Origin of the sequence: Mesorhizobium delmotii (assembly GCF_900149755.1) — a bacterium.
GTDB classification, from domain to species: domain Bacteria; phylum Pseudomonadota; class Alphaproteobacteria; order Rhizobiales; family Rhizobiaceae; genus Mesorhizobium; species Mesorhizobium delmotii.
In genome coordinates, this window is record NZ_FUIG01000035.1 from 41,637 (window position 1) to 58,417 (window position 16,781).

General features: G+C 63.6%; 17 protein-coding genes. 4 read left to right on the forward strand and 13 right to left on the reverse strand.

The annotated features are described in order from the left end of the window. The first annotated feature begins 1 nt into the window (after position 1). The gene (locus tag BQ8482_RS20935) at positions 2 to 316 is read left to right on the forward strand and encodes a nuclear transport factor 2 family protein (protein ID WP_123149353.1); all 315 of its coding nucleotides are present in this window, start codon (positions 2 to 4) and stop codon (positions 314 to 316) included. A gap of 46 nt (positions 317 to 362) precedes the next feature. On the opposite strand, the gene BQ8482_RS20940 is transcribed toward BQ8482_RS20935, so the two are convergent. From BQ8482_RS20940 to BQ8482_RS20955, 4 genes are all read right to left on the reverse strand, one after another. Beyond that, positions 363 to 1,451: an AbrB family transcriptional regulator gene (locus BQ8482_RS20940; protein WP_123149354.1), complete on the reverse strand. Its 1,089-nt coding sequence runs from the start codon at positions 1,449 to 1,451 to the stop codon at positions 363 to 365. Between the two features lie 69 nt (positions 1,452 to 1,520). After that, positions 1,521 to 1,829 carry a putative quinol monooxygenase gene (locus BQ8482_RS20945; RefSeq protein WP_123149355.1) on the reverse strand — a complete coding sequence of 103 codons (309 nt, stop codon included), beginning with the start codon at positions 1,827 to 1,829 and terminating at the stop codon, positions 1,521 to 1,523. Positions 1,830 to 1,875: 46 nt separating this feature from the next. After that, positions 1,876 to 2,676: an SDR family NAD(P)-dependent oxidoreductase gene (locus BQ8482_RS20950; protein ID WP_123149406.1), complete on the reverse strand. Its 801-nt coding sequence runs from the start codon at positions 2,674 to 2,676 to the stop codon at positions 1,876 to 1,878. Positions 2,677 to 2,745: 69 nt separating this feature from the next. Next, the gene (locus BQ8482_RS20955) at positions 2,746 to 3,180 is read right to left on the reverse strand and encodes a DsrE family protein (protein WP_123149407.1); all 435 of its coding nucleotides are present in this window, start codon (positions 3,178 to 3,180) and stop codon (positions 2,746 to 2,748) included. A gap of 95 nt (positions 3,181 to 3,275) precedes the next feature. On the opposite strand from BQ8482_RS20955, the gene BQ8482_RS20960 reads away from it, so the two are divergent. Continuing rightward, entirely contained in the window at positions 3,276 to 4,355 is a 1,080-nt protein-coding gene (locus BQ8482_RS20960) for a hypothetical protein (RefSeq protein WP_123149356.1), read from the forward strand. 286 nt (positions 4,356 to 4,641) lie between these two features. Here the strand turns inward: BQ8482_RS20960 and BQ8482_RS20970 are convergent, their stop codons facing one another. The 5 genes from BQ8482_RS20970 to BQ8482_RS20990 form a co-directional block, all read right to left on the reverse strand. After that, positions 4,642 to 5,571 carry a cation diffusion facilitator family transporter gene (locus tag BQ8482_RS20970; protein WP_123149357.1) on the reverse strand — a complete coding sequence of 310 codons (930 nt, stop codon included), beginning with the start codon at positions 5,569 to 5,571 and terminating at the stop codon, positions 4,642 to 4,644. Positions 5,572 to 5,599: 28 nt separating this feature from the next. Further along, the gene (locus BQ8482_RS20975) at positions 5,600 to 7,789 is read right to left on the reverse strand and encodes an anthranilate synthase (protein ID WP_123149408.1); all 2,190 of its coding nucleotides are present in this window, start codon (positions 7,787 to 7,789) and stop codon (positions 5,600 to 5,602) included. A 262-nt stretch (positions 7,790 to 8,051) separates the two neighbouring features. Continuing rightward, the gene (locus BQ8482_RS20980; RefSeq protein ID WP_123149358.1) at positions 8,052 to 9,107 is read right to left on the reverse strand and encodes a M14 family metallopeptidase; all 1,056 of its coding nucleotides are present in this window, start codon (positions 9,105 to 9,107) and stop codon (positions 8,052 to 8,054) included. A gap of 198 nt (positions 9,108 to 9,305) precedes the next feature. Beyond that, positions 9,306 to 10,682, reverse strand: a complete 1,377-nt coding sequence (locus tag BQ8482_RS20985) for an FAD-containing oxidoreductase (RefSeq protein WP_123149359.1) — start codon at positions 10,680 to 10,682, stop codon at positions 9,306 to 9,308. Further along, the gene (locus BQ8482_RS20990; RefSeq protein ID WP_123149409.1) at positions 10,679 to 11,140 is read right to left on the reverse strand and encodes a DUF4126 domain-containing protein; all 462 of its coding nucleotides are present in this window, start codon (positions 11,138 to 11,140) and stop codon (positions 10,679 to 10,681) included. The genes BQ8482_RS20985 and BQ8482_RS20990 overlap by 4 nt, the downstream gene beginning before the upstream one ends. Before the next feature lie 164 nt (positions 11,141 to 11,304). Here BQ8482_RS20990 and BQ8482_RS20995 point away from each other — a divergent pair, with 164 nt between their 5' ends. Beyond that, complete coding sequence (locus tag BQ8482_RS20995; RefSeq protein WP_123149410.1) at positions 11,305 to 11,862, forward strand: sugar O-acetyltransferase; 558 nt, start codon at positions 11,305 to 11,307, stop codon at positions 11,860 to 11,862. A 77-nt stretch (positions 11,863 to 11,939) separates the two neighbouring features. On the opposite strand, the gene BQ8482_RS21000 is transcribed toward BQ8482_RS20995, so the two are convergent. The 3 genes from BQ8482_RS21000 to BQ8482_RS21010 all read right to left on the reverse strand — a co-directional run bounded on the left by BQ8482_RS21000 (position 11,940) and on the right by BQ8482_RS21010 (position 14,045). Beyond that, entirely contained in the window at positions 11,940 to 12,449 is a 510-nt protein-coding gene (locus tag BQ8482_RS21000) for an RES family NAD+ phosphorylase (RefSeq protein WP_123149360.1), read from the reverse strand. After that, positions 12,446 to 12,925 carry a type II RES/Xre toxin-antitoxin system antitoxin gene (gene parS / locus BQ8482_RS21005; protein WP_123149411.1) on the reverse strand — a complete coding sequence of 160 codons (480 nt, stop codon included), beginning with the start codon at positions 12,923 to 12,925 and terminating at the stop codon, positions 12,446 to 12,448. Before parS ends, BQ8482_RS21000 begins: the two co-directional genes overlap by 4 nt. A 142-nt stretch (positions 12,926 to 13,067) precedes the next feature. After that, complete coding sequence (locus BQ8482_RS21010) at positions 13,068 to 14,045, reverse strand: helix-turn-helix domain-containing protein (protein ID WP_123149412.1); 978 nt, start codon at positions 14,043 to 14,045, stop codon at positions 13,068 to 13,070. Between the two features lie 131 nt (positions 14,046 to 14,176). Between BQ8482_RS21010 and BQ8482_RS21015 the strand changes: the two genes are divergently transcribed. Next, entirely contained in the window at positions 14,177 to 14,824 is a 648-nt protein-coding gene (locus tag BQ8482_RS21015) for a cysteine hydrolase family protein (RefSeq protein WP_123149361.1), read from the forward strand. Positions 14,825 to 14,888: 64 nt separating this feature from the next. On the opposite strand, the gene BQ8482_RS21020 is transcribed toward BQ8482_RS21015, so the two are convergent. Beyond that, positions 14,889 to 16,568 carry a formate--tetrahydrofolate ligase gene (locus BQ8482_RS21020; protein WP_123149362.1) on the reverse strand — a complete coding sequence of 560 codons (1,680 nt, stop codon included), beginning with the start codon at positions 16,566 to 16,568 and terminating at the stop codon, positions 14,889 to 14,891. Between the last annotated feature and the right edge of the window lie 213 nt (positions 16,569 to 16,781).

A 16,781-nucleotide genomic window follows, 5' to 3' on the forward strand; every position in this document is an offset into this window, starting at 1 on the left:
GATGACCCCGCCCGATCCCATCCGACGCTTCGTCGAGGCCACCAATGAAGGTGACACTGCGACGTTTCTCGACACGTTCACGGCGGATGCATTGCTGAGCGACTGGGGCCGCACCTTCAAGGGGCGCGCAGAGATCGCGCGCTGGAACCAGTCGGACAATATCGGCATGCAGTCCCATCTCAGCATTGTCTGCGTCGCAGCTGTGGACGGCACCTATGAGGTTCGCATTGCCGTGAAGGGCAATGGCTTCAACGGTGAGGGCGACATGACCTTCACGCTGGACGGCGATCTCATCTCCAGCCTGGTGATTGCGTGACTGTCCGCACCGTAACGGTGCGGCGGAACACATCTGCGCGAGCGGGTCATTCCTTCACGCTTCTTGCCACCAGCCGCGCCACGCTCGGCCCGACCAGCAGAACGACCAGGAAGCGGGCCGACTGCAGCGCCATGACGAAGGAGATGTCGACGTGCTGTGCGGCGGCGGCGATGATGGCGACGCTATCCATGCCGCCGGGGCTGGTCGCCAGATAGGCGGTCAGCGGATCGATGCCGAGCACATGGCTGATCATGAAGCCGAGACCGCCGCAGAAGGCGATGAGGATGATGATCGAACCGACGATCTGCGGCAGCGCCCGCGTCGCGTGCCGCAGAATTGCCCTGGTGAAATTCAGGCCGATGGTCCAGCCGATCATCGTATAGCCGAGGGCAAGCAGCCAGGGCGGCAACTGCATCGGCACGCCTAGTCCGAGATGCACCGCAGTGCCGAACACGAAGGTGCCGAGGAAGAAGGGTGACGGCAGCCTGACCAGCTTTCCGATGAGGCTGCCGACGAGCGCCACGCCAAGTGTCGCGGCAAAGGCTATTGGATCGATCGGCGGGAACCAGATGACGGCCGGGACCTCGATGCCTGACGTGTCGACCCACATCTTTGCGACAAGCGCCGCAGTCATCGAGACGAAGATGACGCGCAGATATTGCATGAAGGCGACGAGGCGCTGGTCGGCGCCGAAGGCGCCTGCCATCAACACCATGGCGGTGGCCGCGCCCGGCGATGAGCCCCAGACTGCGGTGGTGCCGGGCAGGATACGCCAGCGGCTGATCAGCCAGCCGAGCAGGCTTGACGCAGCAACGGTCGCCACCACGGTGCCGAGGAACAGCGGCCATTCCCTGTAGAAGACCGGAAAGATGTCCGCAGAGATCGAAGCGGCGACAAGGCAGCCGACGATCGCCTGGGCGGCGCCGAACAAAGGGCGCGGCACGCGCACCGTGGCGCCGTTGGTGCCGGCCAGAATCGCCGCCAGCATCGGCCCGATCAGCAGCGCCGCCGGCAAGGCGGCGAATTCCAGCGCGCCGGCAAACAGGATCGAGAAGATCAGGAGGGCCAGCCACTGCCAGGCTTTGGGTATCCGCGCCATGCGTTCGACGGTCGGCTGGTCTGGCAGGGAATCCATTTTTCGGTCTTAGACCCGAAGAGGGGAGATGCGAACCCCGCGGCGGCGAAAAATGCGTCCGCTCAGGCGTCAGTCGGTTTTAGCGGTGGGCAGGCCGAAGCCGCCTACGGGCTGGGTCTCGACCTGGAATTCGAAGCCGGCGATGATCGGCCGCGCCTTGGCGATCGCCGCCTGGACTTCCGGCAGTTGCAGCGAAGCCTTGTGGCTTGCCTGGTCGGTCCACACCTCGGTCACCCAGATCGCGTCGGCATCGGCCGGGTCAGTGGCGATGATGTAGCTCAGGCAGCCAGGCATGGCGCCGGTGCTGGCAAGCAGGACATCCATCATTGCGTCGCGCTGGCCGCGCGTCGCCCGCATCTTGCCGATCAGACCGTACATTGCCGTTTTCTCCGTTGGCTTCCGCGACAAGTATGCAGGTCGCCGCTCACGGCATCAACTGGCCACCATTCACCTCGATCACCTGACCGGTGATGTAACCACTCAACAGAGCGGACGAGAGGAACAGATAGGCGCCGACGCAGTCCTCGGGCGTGCCGGCGCGGCCCTGAGGAATGGTGGCCACCATGCTCTTCATCTGCTCCTCGGTGGAATAGCGCTCATGGAAAGGCGTCGCGATGGTGCCCGGCGCCACCGCGTTGACGCGGATGTTGAAACCGATCAGTTCCTTGGCCATGCCGCGGGTCACATTGGAGACGAAGGCCTTGGCCGAGCCATAAAGGCCGGCGCCGCCGCCGGCGCCATTGCGTGCAGCGATCGACGAGGTGTTGACGATGAAGCCGCCCTGGCGCTTCAGCCATGGCATCGCCTTGCGCGATGCGGTCAGCACGGAGCGGGCGTTGAGGTCCATCACCGCGTCGTAATGCGCCTCGGTCAGTTCGGCATAGGGCACGCGCCCAAGCATGCCGCCGGCATTGTTGACGAGACCGTCGAGCCGGCCGAAATGTTGCGCGCTGTCTTCGACGACGCGCTCGACATCGGCGGGGATCGAGAAATCGCCCTGGATCAGGAATACCTCGCCGCCGCCGTTGCGGATGGTCCCGGCCAGGTTTTCAGAAGCCGCCCGACTTGAATTGTAATGCAGCGCGACGCGGCATTTCTGCGCGGCGTAGGCCAGTGCAAGTGCCGCCCCGATGCCGGTCGAAGCGCCGGTGATCAGCACCGCCTTGCCGGCGAGGTCGGGGATGACCAAAGTGGGGGTGAGAAGGGCGGTTGTGGTGGCTGGCACGTCTATTCCTCCGGGACTCTCCCACTCTTCGTAGGGCCTCGCCGCCCTCATGTTCAAGTCAGTAGAGGTTCAGGGCCGCAAATAGGCGTAGCCCTGGCGCTGCAATTCGGCGAGCTTGACGACGCCGCCGGTCTCGGCGGCATGGAAGCCATCGAGGAGATCGGTGAGCGCAACATCCATACCGTGCATGGTGTTGGCGCAAGCATGCGGGGTCAGCCCGTCGCGGACCAGGCCGGAAAAACGGCTGGAAATGGCAGCCGACGCGCTCTTCGACTTGAAGGCGGCGAGGGCCGGTCCATGCACGACCAGCACGATGTCGACCTTGCCGCCGGTGCCCTCATAGTGGTTCTTGATATTGCCCAAAACGAAGCCGACCTTGTCGAGATCACTGAGGTGATAGGCGACCTTCTGCCTTTCTTCCACGGCCGCCGCCTTCACCTGGCGCAGCCCGAAGAGGCCAGCGGCCCCGGCAACGCCCACACGGAAAATATCGCGGCGTCGCATCATGTCGTTCTCCAGTATGTCCTCGCAAATTGCGTGGCTTCGGCCTCGATCCTAGCATAAATTGAAGTCACGTCCTGTCGGGCGAGGAGGGGCAGATGACATCGAAGACCATTGTGGGCGCCGGACTTGGTGGCGCCTTGCTTGCCGCTGTTGCCGGCACGGCCCTTGCCGACGATACGCCTAAGCTCACCGAACTCAGCCAGGACGGCAAGGATGCCTGTTTCGGGCGTGTCTATGATGCCGCGCATCTCAAGATACATCCGAACCAGAAGGTGGGACGGATTTTCTTCTACTATGGCAGCGATCCGGTCAGTCACCCGAACGAGGAGCCGAGCAGCGCTCCGTCCGGCTACAACGGCTTCATGGCGACGACGGTGCGCGGCGCCAAGAAGCCCGAATGGGTCGGCGGTTGGTGCGGCAAGGATGATCCGCAATCGGGCGAGATTCATTGCGGCATGGAATGCGACCGCACCATGGCCCTACTGAACGTCGATGAAAAAGGCCGGCTGATCGTCTCCGGCGTGCATCGCAACCTTTATCTCGATGCCGGCGCCGAGGAAGAGCTGGGCGAAAAGGAGTTTACCAAGCAGGCACTCGGCACAGAAGACGACGGCTTTCGGCTCGACCGCATGCCGGCGCAGACCTGCAAGGCCGAATTCGCGCGCATCGATCCGGTCGATCCGTCGCTGGGAGCACCGCTGCGTGAGCGGCTGAAACCGGACCAGCCGTTCTGCTACGGGCGCGACTACGATGCCGCGCATCTCGGCTCGCATCCCGATCAGCTTACCCACACCATCCGGGTTTTCCGGGGCCCGATCGAGCTGGCCTCCTTCGCCAAGGACGGCGATCCCACGAACTGGCCGAGCGGTGCTGATATAGCTGTTTCCGTCACCACGCGCCACAAGCCCGCCGAGGTCACGCAGAGCTACAGTTGTGAAGGTGAAGCGGACCAGTGGCACTGTGTGGCGAGCGGAAAGACGAGCGACTTTTCCTGCGACATCTCGGCCAAGGAGATTTTTCTGCGTCGCGGCGCCAACGGCACGATGATGCTGGCCAACCCCAACAGCAGCCTGCCGATCATCGACCTGTGCTCGAAGGCGGCAGAAGGCGAGACCGCATCCGACGACAAGGTCTACCGGCTTGAGCCGATGCCGCAGTCTGCCTGCGCGCCTTGATCGGATCCGGATCCTCGGTTCGGAAATTGGCGGCTGCAGCGATCCTTCCCACCCCCCTCTGTCCTGCCGGACATCTCCCCCGCAAGGGGAGAGATCGGCAGCTTCATTTGGCGGCTCCAAATTTCCAACGCTCAAGACTAGCGAAGGCCGGGATGACGACCAATCTCCCCCCTTGCGGGGGAGATGTCCGGCAGGACAGAGGGGGGTGCTGTCCCTCCGACATAGAGGCTCCGCACCGGCTCGACGCTTTTGATGTCATGGCAGGGATCCCGGCGTCTCCTAAGCTTCACGCGAACGGCACGGCCGTCGTGCCCTTGGGCAGTTTTGCCTCGTCGTCCGGCTCGACATGGATGGTGACGCGCACCGAGGGATTTTCGGCCTTCAGCGCATCTTCGATGCGGTCGCAGATGACGTGGCTGGCGCCCACCGACATGTCGGCGTCGACGACCAGGTGGAACTCGATGAAGGTGGCGCGGCCGGCAATCCGCGTCTTGAGATCGTGGACCTCCATTGCGCCCTTGCAATTGGCCGAGATGATGTCGCGGATGTGTATGTGCTCGTGTGTATCGACGGCGCGGTCCATCAGTCCGTTCATCGACGAGCCGATCACGTGCCAGCCCTGCCACAGGATGTTCAGCGCGACGATGACGGCGAGAGCGGGATCGAGGACTTGCCAGCCGGTGAGCACCGCGCCGACCAGACCAACGAACACGCCGACGGAGGTCGCCACGTCGGTCATGATGTGCCTGCCGTCTGCGACCAGTGCCGGCGACTTCTCGGCACGGCCGGCACGGATCAGCGTCAAGGCCCAGAAGGCGTTGATCACCGTCGCGACGCCGTTGATGGCAAGGCCGGTCCAGGGCTGTTCGAGCGGGACGGGATGCCGCCAGTACCACCACACTTCGTTGAGGATCAGAAGGGCTGCCAGCACGATCAGCACGCCTTCCAAAACAGCCGAGAAATACTCGGCCTTGTGGTGGCCGAACGGATGATCCTGGTCGGCCGGCTTGTAGCTGACCTGGATCGCCCAATATGCGGCGGCAGAGGCAATGACGTTGACGATCGATTCCAGCGCGTCCGAATACAGCGCCACGGAACCGGTGATGTACCAGGCCGCCAGCTTCAGGCCGAGCACGACGAAAGCGACGACGATCGACCAGAACGCGAGGCTGGCGACCTTGCGCTTGGCGGCGTTTTTCGAATCGATAGCGGTCATTGATTGCTTCCGGCCGCCGAAACCGGAGCTAAGCCGCCTTTTCCTTGGCCTTGCGCGGCAGATGCGCAACGATGTTCTCGATGATGCGCATGCCGGCATTGTGGCCGAGCGTCATGATCGATTCCGGGTGGAACTGCACCGCAGCGATCGGCTCCTTGCTGTGCTCGAAGGCCATGATGACGCCTTCTTCCGTCTCGGCTGTGACAACGAAGCCGTCGGGCAGGCGGACCGGATCGGCGAAGATCGAGTGATAGCGGCCGACCGTCACCTCCTTGGGCAGGCCGGAAAAGATGATGCCCGGCTTCGACACGCGGATACGCGACGGTTTGCCATGCATCGGCACGTGCAGCTGCCGCAGCTCTCCGCCATAGGCCTCGGCCAGCGCCTGCAGGCCGAGGCAGACGCCGAAGATCGGCAGGTCGCGCGCGCGGGCTCGCTTGATGGTGGCGGCGCAGTCGAAGTCCTTCGGCGTGCCGGGACCGGGCGACAGCACGACCAGATTGGGTTTCAGCCGGTCGAAGACCTCGTCCGGCACAGGCGTGCGCACGGTCGAGACATTGGCGCCGGTCTGGCGGAAATAATTGGCCAGCGTGTGGACGAAGGAGTCCTCGTGGTCGACCAGCAGGATGTTGACGCCGTCGCCGACGCGCGCGGTGGCGCGTTCGGTGTCGGCGGCATTGCCTGATTTGGCGTCGCGGATGGCGGAGATCATGGCGGATGCCTTCAGTTCGGTTTCGGCTTCTTCTTCCTCGGGAATGCTGTCGAAGAGCAGCGTGGCCCCGGCGCGCACCTCGGCGATGCCGTCCTTGATGCGGATGGTGCGAAGGGTCATGCCGGTGTTCATGTCACCGTTGAAATTGACCATGCCGATCGCCCCGCCATACCAGGCGCGCGGGCTCTTCTCGTTCTGCTCGATGAAGCGCATGGCCCATAATTTCGGTGCGCCGGTGACGGTGACCGCCCAGGCATGCGACAGGAACGCGTCGAAGGCGTCCATGCCTTCGCGCAGCCGTCCCTCGATATGGTCGACGGTGTGGATCAGCCGCGAATACATCTCGATCTGGCGGCGGCCGATGACGCGCACCGAGCCTGGGTCGCAGACCCTCGACTTGTCGTTGCGGTCGACGTCCGAGCACATGGTCAGCTCGGATTCGTCCTTCTTCGAATTGAGCAGCTTCAGGATCTGCTCCGAGTCGGAAATGGCGTCGTCGCCGCGCTTGATCGTGCCGGAGATCGGGCAGGTCTCGACACGGCGGCCATTGACGCGCACGAACATTTCGGGCGAGGCGCCGATCAGGTATTCGCCCTCGCCGAGATTGATGAAGAAGGAATAGGGCGAGGGGTTGATGCTCTTCAGCTTGCGGGAGATGTCAGAGGGCGGTGTCTCGCAGCGCTCGTAGAACATCTGGCCGGGCACAACCTCGAACAGATCGCCGCGCTTGAAACTCTCCATCGCCTTGCGCACCAGATTGGCATATTCGCCGGGCGCATGGTCGCCGCGCGGCGGGATGCGGTCGGCGGTCTTGAACGGCTCGACGATTTCGTCGCGCGGCAATCCCTCCGTCGAAAACCCGTCGCCGGAATAATCGTAGCGGTCGGTCCAGGCCTTGGTCGAATAGTGGTCGACGACCAGGATCTCGTCGGGCAGGAACAGCACGAGGTCGCGCTGGCTTTGCTGGCGCTCCAGCTTGTAGTCGACCGGATCGAACTGGAAGGCGAGATCGTAGCCGAAGGCGCCATAGAGGCCGAGATTGGCGTCTTCCTCCGTCTTGAACAGAGCGGTGATGGCGCGCAGCACGGTGAAGACGGAGGGAACGCGGCTGCGTTCTTCTTCGGTGAAGATACGGCCTGGCTTGGCCACATCGAGGCGGATCAGTCTCTTCGACGTCTCGGCGATCGTCACGTCGTCAAGCCCGCCAAGCACCTTGCCGATCACCGGCAGAAGCACCTCGCCGCGGCTGTTCAGCGCCTCGATGTGCACTGCGCGGCCACGCGCCGAGATCACCAGCGGCGGGTCGATCATGGCGGTGTCCCAACGCGTATAGCGGCCGGGATATTCGTAATTCGAGGAAAACACGGCGCCACGGCGTGAATTCAGCCCGTCGATATAGGCGTCGATCGCGCCTTCATAAGGCCGATCATGGCGCTCGCGGGTAATCGTCACGCCACCCGCCGTGACGAAGCGCTCCGCCCCGTTCTCCAGAATTTTCGTCGTCATTGCCGTCTCCATCAGCGTCTTGGCTATTTCAGCGTCTTGGGGCAACGGACCCGGGGCATGGCTTGAAAAAACAAATGGCCGCCCGGACATTCCGTTGCGGCCACCTTCTATTTTCACGCGCACGCGTTCGAACAGGCCGCTGTCAGCGAGCCCACCACCAAACGGTCTTGATCGAGCGCATGTTCATGGCGATTCCAATAGCGGCGATTGAACGGCCGCGCAACTGGATTCAATGGAGGGCATGGAGAAGGGCATGAGCCCCTCAATCCTCCAGCGTTCCCGATCGTGCATCGGCGCTCTTCCTGTCGCCGACCAGCTTCAGCAGATCTTCGCCGGCACGGATGATGCGCCGGGAACGCCGTGTCAGGATGATGCCCGCCTGCGGCGCGAACACCTGCGTGCGGCCGTCGGCTTCACCCGGCGCATGAACGATGGTGGCGAGCAGTGCGCCTTTTGCCACACGGTCGCCGGGCTTCACGTCGTATAGGACCGCGCCCGCCCGCGGCGCCGGCATCATGTCGATGTTTTCGAGCGGTGCAACGATACCGGTGAAGCTGCCGGGCGTGGACAAGGCCTGGTCCAGGACCACGCCGCGCCCCACCAGCAGCCGATAGAGCCCTTCGGCATCGGCGCCGGCCAGAGCGCCGTCGACATCGAGGATGCCGCGATACTCGACCGTGGTGGCGACGCGCCGGTCGAACCGCGCCACATCGGCAGGGACGTTCAGATACGGCGTGATCGAGGCGCCTTCGAAAGTGCCGTCGGTGTCCTCACCCCACAGGATCACCGCATCGACGCCCATGGCCGCCGCACAATCCGCCATGGCCGGCCATAGGCTGGCATGGACATAGAGGTAGGCGAGGCCCTCGTCGTCGCAGTGCAGGTCGAGCACGATGTCGTGGCCGATCGACAGCTGCAGCAGCCGCGTCTTCAGCCGCTGGTCGGCCGTGCCAAACGCGGCGTCCGGCAAGAGCGTCGGGTCAGGCGCGGCCAGCAGCGGAAAGCCGCGGTTGAAGTTGGTGCGGGTGCCCAAGTGAAAACGGCCCTGATGCTCGCCGAAATGATACTGGGCGCGGCCGATCGGATTGGCCTGGGGTACGATGGTGATATCGCCCTTGATGCGGCCTTCCGCTTCGGCCTTTTCGAGCATCGGCATCAGCGCGTCGATGGCGACGACCCCCGGCAGTTCGCCGGCATGAAGTGCCGCCTGCAGATAAGCCGAAGGTGCGGCCTTGTCGCTGCCGTCAAAGCGGAGCACTGGGAATTCGTAGGAAACGCCTTCGCTGTCGCCGGCAATGCGCTCGATCGATTTCTGCATGATACGCCTCCAGGAAAGAGGCCGAACACATGCCCTTTCGCCGATACGCTGTCGATTGGTCCAGCCTGCTGCGCTATGGGCGCAACTATTCGGCGGTCATCAGCAGCTGGCGATTCCAGCACCTGCGACATCACCGCCACGGCGACAGCCAGCGGCGCCAAAGCCGCGCCGTTGTGCGCTTGCCGCTTGCGGTCTAGCCTATGCCAGCGGCTTCAACTCCTGGGCGATGGTGGGCAGAAGTTCCGAGACGTTGGGGTGGATGTGCATGGCCCGCGCGAGCGTGATGACCGGCGCCTTGGCGTACATCAGATCGAGCACGCAGTGTATCGCCTCGTCGCCGCCGGGGCCGAGCACCGAACAGCCGAGGATTTCGTTGGTGTCGGCGTCGACCAGGATCCTCATAAAACCTTGCGTCTCGCCTTTCTCGACGGCGCGGCCGACGCGGGTCATCGGCCGCTGGCCGACCAGCGCGCGACGGCCGGACTTTCTGACCGCCGTCTCGGTCATGCCGCAGCGGCCGAGCGGCGGGTCGGTATAGAGCGCATAGGCCTCGATGCGGTCGCTCACCTTGCGCGGATCGTTGTCGAGCAGATTGGCGGCGACGATTTCGTAGTCATTGTAGGAGGTGTGGGTGAAGGCGCCCTTGCCGTTGCAGTCGCCCATCGCCCAGATGCCGGGCACGCTGGTACGCAACTGGTCGTCGACGACAATGAAGCCGCGTTTGTCGACCTCGACGCCGGCCTTGTCGAGTCCGAGATCGTCGGTGTTGGGCGTCCGGCCGACTGCCAGCAGCACATGCGAGCCGATCGCCGGCGCCTTGCCGGCAGAAAAAGTCACGGCAAATTCGTTGCCCTTTCTGGCAAAGCTGATGTCGTCGACGCCGAGATGGACCGTGATGTCTTCGTTTTCGAAGATGGACAGGATGGCGGCCGAGACATCCTCGTCCTCGCGGCCGATCAGCCGCGGGCTCTTTTCGATCACCGTGACCTCTGAACCGAAACGGCGGAACGTCTGCGCGAATTCGAGCGAGACGTAGCTGCCGCCGACGACGACGAGGTGGCGCGGCAGCACATCGAGATCCATCATCGACGAATTGGTCAGGTATGAAATGTCGTTGACGCCGGGCAGGTCGGGCACCGAGGCTCGGCCGCCGGTGTTGAGGAATATTTTTTCGGCGCTCAGCAGGTCGTCGCCGACGCGCACGGTGTTGGCGGATTCGAAGCGCGCATGGCCGCGATAAAGCGTGCATTTGTCCATGCCGGCAATCCAGCTTTCGAGGTTGCCGCGGGCGTCGTTCGACACCTTGTCCTTGCGTGCCTTGATCGCCTTGTAGTCGACGCCGACCGGACCGGAGAGCGTCACGCCGTAGTCGGCGGCGCGGCGGGCAAGATGCGCGGCATAGGCGCTGGCCACCATGGCTTTGGTCGGCATGCAGCCGGTGTTGACGCAGGTGCCGCCGACCAGTTTTCGCTCGATCAGTGCCACGCTCATGCCGGCTGCGGTCAGCCGGCCGGCGAGCGGCGGGCCGGCCTGTCCGGCGCCGATGATGATGGCGTCGAATGTCCTTGCTGTCATGCCACCGCCGCCACGATCAGCAGGCCGCCGACGATCGCTACCGCGTCCTCGATGAAGGCTGCGGGCGGATCCTTACCGAAAGCGGCGGCCAGGCGTTTACGCAGCTCGGCGCCGCCCAGCGTGCCGATCACCGCGCCGATGGCGCCGGCGATCAGGCCGCCGATGGTGGCGCCGCCGGTCGCGCCGATCACCGCACCGGTGAAGGCGCCCACGACGATGCGTGCGCCGAACTGCTGCGGCACCTTGCGGCTCGGCGTCGACGGCAACTGATCGGAGACCAGCTCGACGATGGCCAGGATGGTGAAGATGCCGACGGCGATCCAGTGGCCCATGAAACCAGCCCAGGTGCCAGCAACCGGCAGCCAGCCGAGCCAGGCGCCCCAGGCGACGGCGGCGGGCGCGGTCATGGCGCGAAGGCCGGCAACGACGCCGATCAGAAGTGCAAGGATGTACAGCATGATTGATCCCCCTTCGATCACACGGCCTGGGACAGCCCAGGCGGGGCAAGCTAGCATAGGATCGGCATTTGACCAGAGGCCTGTGACATCTGGCGTTACCCGATCTTATGGACCGTGGTTTGACACGGCGTTGAAACAGCATGGTAAGACAGGAGGGCATCGCCTTGAACAGAAGCGAGCGCATAAAGATGGCCGCGGGCGAGTGGTACACTTGCCTCGACGCAGAGCTGGAGGCGATGCGGGTCATGGCCCGCGACGCGGTGTTCGAGCATAATTCGCTGCCGCCCCGGCAACGCGGCAACATCGGACCGGCCCTGAAGTCGCTGCTCGGCGCCGTGGGCGAAGGCGCCCGGATCGAAGCACCGTTGCACTGCGCCTACGGCTTCAATCTCTTTCTCGGCGACGGTGTCTTCCTCAATGCCGGCTGCACCATTCTCGATACCGCGCCAGTCCGCATCGGCAAGGGAACGCTGCTCGGTCCCAATGTGCAGATCTACTGCGCCGAGCATCACAAGGAGGCTGCCGGTCGACAGGCCGGGGTGGAGATCGCGAAGCCGGTCGAGATCGGCGACAATGCCTGGATCGGCGGCAGTGCCATCATCCTCGGCGGGGTCAGGGTCGGCGACGGCGCCATCGTCGGAGCGGGTGCTGTGGTGACGCGCGACGTCGCGGCAAACACCACGGTCGTCGGCAACCCGGCGCGGCCGGTGAAGCGCGGTTGAGCATCCTTTGCTACAGTTGGATCAGCGAAGCGGCGGCCCGATGGGCATAAGCGATTGTTGGAGCGAGATAAGCACGATCATTTGGCAGGAGGTGGATGCAATCGCGTGTCGAGCGCAAAGGCCTCCTGGAGCTTCACGGCATAGGCGCCCTTCGCGACGCTCGCGTCGAAGATCAGATTCCAGCTATTCTGGGACACCGCGCTCGGAATCACCACGAACCGATGTCGTTTGAGAAGATCGTCGCCGAATGCCTGTTGCCCAGAGCTCGGGATGCCCGGACGCAGCCAGGTAGGGTTCGGAATGGCGGCAGGGTCGACGATATGCACATCCGTGACATCGCTGACTGTCGCCGCCGTCATCACATGCGCGATTGTGTCGAGCGCCCTAAAACCTTTATGGACTGCAACTTCGAGAATCGCAGTCGAAGGATCGATTGAGCAGTAGACTGCGCGCACGCCCCTGCTGTTCCATCGTCCGCCGACCCTGTATGCACCCTCGCCACTGTCCCATGCAGGCGCAAACGCAGCCTGATCGAGACGCCAGCCAACCAGGTCGGAGCCGCCAAGCACCGCCGGCAGCGGCGTCATGCATAGACGCCGTATTCAAGCCGCTCGAGATAGTCTTCTACAAGCTCGACACCCGCCGGAGTTGCCAGAAGATCGATGGGACGCCGCTGGTCGAGCCCGATCGCCGGGCGCTCCAGCCATTGCTCCGCTTCCGCCTGTGCACCGAATACGTCGGTCGCTTTCGACAGGATCTCCGCGAATTTCCAAGTTCGTCCGCTCTGATCCTGGCTGAGAGGCTTGGAAGGGGCATCCTTCCGGCGCTGGTAGGTGCGCAAGCTCATGCCGACGGCCTTCTCAAGCGAATCAGTCTTCTGGATGAAGACGAGCTGTCCAAGGAGATGGTCCAGCGCCGAACCCGGCAGGCCGTGCACAAGCAGCTCATGGGCGTCCAATGCGCTCCGGAGGCGCCGCGATAGAATGCGGGTGCCGCCGAGCAACCTGGCCACCTTCTGCAGTTCATTGTTTTTTGGCTCTGCGGCTGCCTTTTCCAATGCCATCGCCTCGAGCCTGCCTCCTAACGTCATCTGTCGTTTAATATATGACAGATGACGCAAGCCCTTTCAAGAAGGGGCAGGATCGAGAACAGGGCAATCGCTTCAGCGCCGACATCGACAGTGGTCATTCCAACATGAGTTGGAGTTATCTTACCACGCGGTCCTGAGCGTTCTTCGAGAATTCGCGCCGGTACTGCGCGGGCGAGGTCCTGAGCCGCGCCGCGAAATGCTGGCGCAGCGAGGTGGCGCTGCCGAACCCGGCCTCGAAGGCAACCATGTCCATCGACTTTTCCGTCGCTTCAAGCAGCCGCTGCGCCAGCGCGACGCGCTGATCGATCAGCCAGTCGCCGAAGCTGGTGCCGATCGATTTTTGAAATCGGCGCGTGAAGGTCCGGCGGGTAAGGCCGGCGAGACCGGCAACGCTGTCCAGGCTGTGCGTCTCGCCCAGCGTCTTGCGCACCGCGTCGAGGGCCTGTGTGAAGCGGTCCGGATTGCCGGTCTTGGCGATGGGACGTTCTATGAACTGCGCCTGCCCGCCTTGTCGATGAGGAGAAAGCACGATTTGCCGGGCGAGGCGGAGTGCCGCCTCGGCCCCGCAGCGGGCCCGCACGATATGCAGGCAGCAGTCAAGCCCTGCGGCGACACCGGCCGAAGTCACGACATCGCCATTGTCGATGTAGAGCACCTCCGGCTCGACGAGAATGTCGGGATAGAGTGCCTGCAGCTGATCCGTGTAGGCCCAGTGCGTCGCGGCTCGCCGCCCCGAAAGCAGTCCGGTCGCCGCAACGGCGAACGTTCCAAGGCACAGTCCGACAATCATTGCGCCGCGCCGGTGCGCGCAACGCAGCGCCTCGATCAGTGCCGCTGGCGGTGGGACTTCGAGGTTCTTCCAGCTAGGCACGATGACGATGTCGGCGCCATCAAGCGCGGAAAGCTCGTGGGGGACGCTGATGGTCAGCCCCGCTTCGGTATGAATCGGCCCGCCTTCGATCGCACAGATGCGGAAGTCGAAACGCGGCAGGCCGAGCGCGGCGCGATCCTCGCCGAACACAAGGCACGGCAGGGAAAGGTGGAACGGACTGATGCCATCGAAGGCGATGGCGGCAACGATCGGATCGGCCATGATGAGCACCAATGAGGGGTTAGGTCCGGATTGTCCCAATTCTTTCGAACAATGTCAATTGGGACACTTTTTCCGATCCGACGCCGAGCCTATCCTCGACCCATCAATGTCAAACGGGAAAGGAGAACCCCATGCCGGAATCAGCCAAAGGCAAAGCGCCAGGCCGCGCCCTCATCGTCGTCGACGTTCAAAACGACTATGACGGCGGCAACCTCGCCATCAAGCACCCGCCCTTCCGCGACAGTGTCGCCAATGTGGCGCGCGCCATGGACGCGGCGATCGAGGCGGGCGTTAAGGTGGTGGTCATCAAGCAGTTGGCGCCGGAAACGTCACCGGTCTTCGCCAAGGGCAGCCATGGCGCAGAATTGTATCCCGAGATAGCAAGGCGAAGCCGTGACCACTACATCGAAAAGACCTTGCCAAGCGCCTTCACCGGCACCGACCTCGAGGAGTGGCTGCGCGCCAACGCCATCGATACGATTACAGTCATCGGCTACATGACACATAATTGCGATCTGTCGACGGTCATCCACGCCGTTCATATGGGCTTTGCGGTCGAGTTCCTGTCGGATGCAACGGGGTCGTTGCCCTATGCCAACAGCGCCGGCTACGCCTCGGCCGAGGACATCCATCGCGTGGTGACTGTTATCCTGCAGTCGCGCTTTGCCGCCGTTCTCAAGACCGCCGAATGGATTGACTGCCTGAAGACCGGCGTGCTGCCCGAGCGCGATACGCCCTACGCCTCTAACCAGCGCGCGCTGGCACGGAACGCCGCTTAGAAATTTGTCGCGGAGAAGCAAAGAAGGCGCCGCAGGATGCGGCGCCCTTTCGTGATTTCCGGTCTCAGAACAGACCTTCGATCTGGCCCATCTCGTTCAGGAAGATCTTCTCCGACGACGGCGCCTTGGGCAGGCCAGGCATGGTCATGACCTCGCCGCAGATGACGACGATGAAGCCGGCGCCGGCAGACAGCCTGACCTCACGCACCGGCACGGTGTGGCCGGTCGGCGCGCCGCGCAAATTCGGGTCGGTCGAGAAGGAATATTGCGTCTTGGCCATGCAGACCGGCAGGTTGCCGTAGCCGGCGTGCTCCCAGGCGTGGAGCTGGTCGCGCACCGACTTGTCGGCGATCGCTTCGGATCCGCGATAGATGCGCTGGACGATGGTGTTGATCTTCTCGAACAGTGGCATGGCGTCGGGATAGAGCGGCGCAAACTGCGACGCGCCGGATTCGGCAAGCGCCACCACCTTGCCGGCGAGCTCCTCGATGCCGGCCGATCCCTTCGCCCAGTGCTTGCACAGGACCGCCTCTTCGCCCATCGAGGCGACGTAGTCCTTCATCGCCTGGATTTCAGCGTCGGTGTCGGAATAGAAATGGTTGATGGCGACCACCGCCGGCACGCCGAACTGCCTGATATTCTCGACGTGACGGCCGAGATTGGCGCAGCCCTTCTTCACCGCCTCGACATTCTCCTTGCCGAGATCTTCCTTCTTGACGCCGCCATTCATCTTCATGGCGCGCACGGTGGCGACGATGACGGCCGCCGCCGGCTTCAGGCCGGCCTTGCGGCACTTGATGTCGAAGAATTTTTCGGCACCGAGATCGGCGCCAAAACCGGCTTCGGTGACGACATAGTCGGCGAGCTTCAGCGCCGTCGTGGTGGCGACGACCGAGTTGCAGCCATGCGCGATGTTGGCGAAGGGGCCGCCATGGACGAAGGCCGGGTTGTTCTCCAGCGTCTGCACGAGGTTGGGCTGCATGGCGTCCTTCAACAGCACGGCCATGGCGCCGTCGGCCTTGAGGTCGCGGGCGTAGACGGCCGACTTGTCGCGGCGATAGGCGACGATGATGTCGCCGAGGCGCTTTTCCAGGTCCTTCAGGTCGGTGGCAAGGCACAGGATCGCCATGACTTCCGAGGCGACGGTGATGTCGAAGCCACCCTCGCGCGGAAAGCCGTTGGCGACGCCGCCGAGCGAGCAGATGATCTCGCGCAGGGCCCGGTCGTTCATGTCCATGACGCGGCGCCAGACGACGCGGCGGATGTCGATGCCGAGGTCGTTGCCCCAGTAGATGTGGTTGTCGATCAGCGCCGAAAGCAGATTATGCGCCGTGGTGATGGCATGGAAATCGCCGGTGAAGTGGAGGTTCATGTCCTCCATCGGCACGACCTGCGCATAGCCGCCGCCGGCTGCACCGCCCTTGATGCCGAAATTCGGGCCGAGCGAGGCCTCGCGGATACAGACGATAGCCTTCTTGCCAATGCGGTTGAGACCGTCGCCGAGGCCCACCGTCGTCGTCGTCTTGCCTTCGCCGGCCGGCGTCGGGTTGATGGCGGTGACGAGGATCAGCTTGCCGTCCTTGTTTGCCTTCACCGACTTGATGAACTCGGCCGAGATCTTCGCCTTGTCGTGGCCGTAAGGCAAAAGATGCTCGCTCGGAATGCCGATCTTCTGGCCGATCTCCTGGATCTGCTTCTTGTCGGCGGCGCGCGCGATCTCGATGTCGGACTTCACTTCGGCCATGGCGGGTTTCCTCTGGATTGGACGGTGGAGGGGACGGGTTTGATCAGTGTGGTCGCAAGCCTGTTCGAAACTGCCTAGCACTGCAGGCGAGGGGACGTTCTAACCCTGTCGCTGCCGTGGCGTCAACTTGCATGCAACTATGTTTCCTATGAAGAAAGGTTGTGGTGTTTCCCGGTCGACCTGTCCCGGGTCTTCGCGCCCGGTTGTCGCGCC